This is a genomic window from Cellulomonas sp. B6 (assembly GCF_001462455.1).
Taxonomy (GTDB): domain Bacteria; phylum Actinomycetota; class Actinomycetes; order Actinomycetales; family Cellulomonadaceae; genus Cellulomonas.
In genome coordinates, this window is the sequence record NZ_LNTD01000016.1 from 1 (window position 1) to 3,280 (window position 3,280).

Genomic DNA, 3,280 nt, shown 5'->3' on the forward strand with positions numbered 1-3,280 from the left:
TGTGGGCCGGGTGCGCGGGCGGGGCTGTGACGTGCCGGTTCACCCGGGGTTCACGTGCCGGTCGCCTGCTGTCGGCCTAGTCTCGGCCTGACGGCGCGTCGACGGAGACGTGCCCGGAAGGAGCGGCGTCGTGCGTGCGCAACCGCGGGCCCTGGTCTGGACGGTACGAGCCCTGCTGTCGGTGACGGGGTCGCTGCTGATCGTCGTCGTCGACGCCGTGCTCAGCCATCCGGTCCCCTGACGAGCCTCGCCGGCGGTCCGCCGACCGGCCTCGGAGTCGTCCCCGGTCGAGGTGACCCTTGCGGCGCCGTGCCGCCGGGTGCACTATTCCTCACATGGGGAAAAACGAGAGCGCGGCACCCGCCGTGCGGGCGCGCGGGCTGCGCGTCGTGCGGGGCGGGCGCGTGGTCGTCGACGGCCTCGACCTGACGCTGCCCGCCGGCCAGGTCGTCGGCCTGCTCGGCCCCAGCGGCAGCGGGAAGACGACGCTCATGCGCGCCGTCGTCGGGGTCCAGACCCACGTGACCGGCGAGCTCGACGTCCTCGGCCTCCCCGCGGGCAGCCCGGACCTGCGCCGCCGACTGGGGTACATGACGCAGGCGCCGAGCGTCTACGCCGACCTCACCGTCACCGAGAACCTGCGGTACGCCGCCACGCTGCAGGGCGCGCCGCGCGGCTCCGTCGAGCGCGTGCTCGCCGAGGTCGACCTCGCGTCGCACGCCCGCGACCTCGTCGCGACGCTCTCCGGGGGTGAGCGGTCGCGCGTGTCCCTGGCGGTTGCGCTGCTCGGCGCGCCGGACCTCCTCGTCCTCGACGAGCCCACCGTGGGCCTCGACCCCGTGCTGCGGCGCTCGCTGTGGGACCTGTTCGCGCGGCTGCGCGACGCCGGGCGCAGCCTGCTGGTCTCGAGCCACGTCATGGACGAGGCGGCCCGCTGCGACCGGCTCGTGCTGATGCGCGACGGCGCCGTCCTCGCCGACGGCACGCTCGCGGAGCTGCGCGCCCGCACCGGGGCCGCCGACGCCGAGGGTGCGTTCCTCGCGCTCGTCGACGCGGCCGGCGCGGCGGGTGCGGCATGACCGCGGCCCGCACGCTCGCGACCGCGCGGCGCGTGCTCGCGCAGCTGCGGCACGACCACCGCACCGTCGCGCTCGTGCTCGTCATGCCGTGCGTGCTGATCGGGCTCGTCGCGTGGATGTTCGACGGCACCGACGTGCTCGACCGGTTCGGCCCGGTGCTGGTCGGGTTCTTCCCGCTGCTCGTGATGTTCCTGGTCACGAGCGTCGCCACGCTGCGGGAACGCACGAGCGGCACGCTCGAGCGGCTCATGACCATGCCGCTCGGGCGCGCCGACCTGGTGCTGGGCTACGCGCTCGCGTTCGCCGCGCTGGCGACCGTGCAGGCGCTCGTGGTGGTCGCGTTCGCGACGTGGGTCTGCGGCATGCACGTCGAGGGGCCGGTCGCGCTCATGATCGCCGTGGCCGTGCTCAACGCGGTGCTGGGCTCCGCGCTCGGCCTGGCCGCCTCGGCGCTGGCCCGCACCGAGTTCCAGGCCGTGCAGCTCATGCCCGCGGTGATCCTGCCGCAGCTCGTGACGTGCGGCCTGCTCATGCCGCGCGCCGCCATGCCGGTGGTGCTCGAGCGGGTGTCCCGCGGGCTGCCGCTGACGTACGCGGTCGACGCGATGCAGCACATCGCGGCGGGTGCCGCGTGGGCCGACGTGCGCGGCGCGGTCGGTGCGATGGCGCTGTTCACCGCGGGCGCGCTCGTGCTCGGGGTCGTCACGCTGCGCCGACGGACGGGCTGAGGCCGCGCGCCGAGGCGCGTCGTCGCAGGCCGCCGTCCGGTACGCCGACAGGCGTCGGTGTCAGTCCGCGAGCAGCGCGCGCAGCGCGAGCCCGAACCGCTCGGGGTCTCCCGTCTGCCCGTACTCCCCGCCCAGGAACCCGCTGTGGTCGCCCGGAAGGACGACGGCCTCGCCGCCCAGGACGGCCGCGACGGCGCGGGCGGCGCGCGCCGCGAGCGTCTCGCCCGACTCCTCGCCCACCGCGACGACCACGCGCGTCGGGGCCGCGCGCAGCGCGTCGACCTCGAGCTCGTACGGCGGGAGCGTGCGCATGTTCACGCCCAGCAGCGGGTCGTCGCGCGACCCGTCGTCGTGCGTCGGCATGCCGAACGCGGCCGGGTCGGTCGCCGGTCGCCGCGCCCAGTCCGCCGGCACGGGGCCCTCGTGGGCGACGAGCGCGACGAACGCGGCCATCGCGTGCCCCCAGCCGGCGCGCACGTACGTGTCGTGCACCGCGCGCATGGCCGCGGTCGCCTCGGCGGCGTCCGGCAGCACCGACGGCAGGGGAGGTTCGTGCGCGACGAGCGTCGCCACGTCGTCCGGGTGCGCGGCCACCCACGCGAGCGCGTTGACGGCCCCGCCGCTCGACGCGAACACGTCGACGGGTCCCGTCCCGAGCGCGGTGACCAGGCGGTGCAGGTCGTCCGCGTGCGTGCGCGGGGTCGCGGGCTCCGTGTCGCGGGCGACGGTGCTGCGCTCGACGCCCCGGGGGTCGTACGTCACGACGACCCGGTCGGGGAAGTGGGTGCGCAGCGTGCCGAACCCCGTGGCGCCCATCGGCGACCCGACGAGCAGCAGCGGCGGGCCGGACGCCGGCCCGGCAGCCTCCCGGACGTCGTACGCGAGCACCGCGCCGGGGACGTCGAGCGTGTGCGTCGTGGCGGCGGGTCCGGTGGTCATGGCGGCTCCTGCGGGTCGGGCGGGCGGCGCGTCGCGGCCGTCGTGAGGTGTGGACCTCGCGCGGGTGCCGCAGTCATCGGGTGGCGGGTGAGGGGCGGTCGGCCGGCGTGCGACGGGCCGACGGGAGCGGGTGAAAGTGTGCGCGCATCGTCGCAGGTGACCGGTCGGCGTCCTGGACGGCGGTCTAGACCCGCCTTGCCGGTCCCGTGACAGCGACCTACCGTCGACATGACACGGCGAGGGGGCCGTGCCAGGGGGTGCAGGGGACATGCCGTTCCAGGGGCAGGGATCGCGAGCCGCGACGTGGCTCTCCCGCGCGCTCCTGACCACGCTCGGGGCCGCGCTCCTCGTGCTCACGGGCGCCGTCCTCGGGGCGGCCGACGCGCACGCCGCGCCCGCGCGCTCCGCGTCCTCCGACGGCGGGCTCGGGTCGCTGCTGGGCACCGTGACCGACGTCGTCGCCCCCGTGGTCGACGCCGTCGTGACCCCCGTGACCAGCGACGTCGTCACCCCGGTGGTCGAGGCGGTCGTACC

At 76.4% G+C, this 3,280-nt stretch carries 3 protein-coding genes and 1 pseudogene; 3 read left to right on the forward strand and 1 reads right to left on the reverse strand.

Annotated features, from left to right (window positions below):
* Window positions 1-335: 335 nt before the first annotated feature.
* Window positions 336-1,079, forward strand: coding sequence for an ABC transporter ATP-binding protein (locus tag ATM99_RS01000; RefSeq protein WP_062101099.1), 744 nt, complete (start codon window positions 336-338; stop codon window positions 1,077-1,079).
* Window positions 1,076-1,807, forward strand: coding sequence for an ABC transporter permease (locus ATM99_RS01005; RefSeq protein ID WP_062101100.1), 732 nt, complete (start codon window positions 1,076-1,078; stop codon window positions 1,805-1,807). Before ATM99_RS01000 ends, ATM99_RS01005 begins: the two co-directional genes overlap by 4 nt.
* Before the next feature lie 60 nt (window positions 1,808-1,867).
* Here the strand turns inward: ATM99_RS01005 and ATM99_RS01010 are convergent, their stop codons facing one another.
* A complete protein-coding gene (locus ATM99_RS01010) occupies window positions 1,868-2,746 on the reverse strand; it encodes an alpha/beta hydrolase (protein ID WP_062101101.1) in 879 nt (292 codons plus the stop codon).
* Between the two features lie 268 nt (window positions 2,747-3,014).
* Here ATM99_RS01010 and ATM99_RS01015 point away from each other — a divergent pair.
* Window positions 3,015-3,280, forward strand: a pseudogene (locus ATM99_RS01015) (hypothetical protein); the annotation flags it as partial.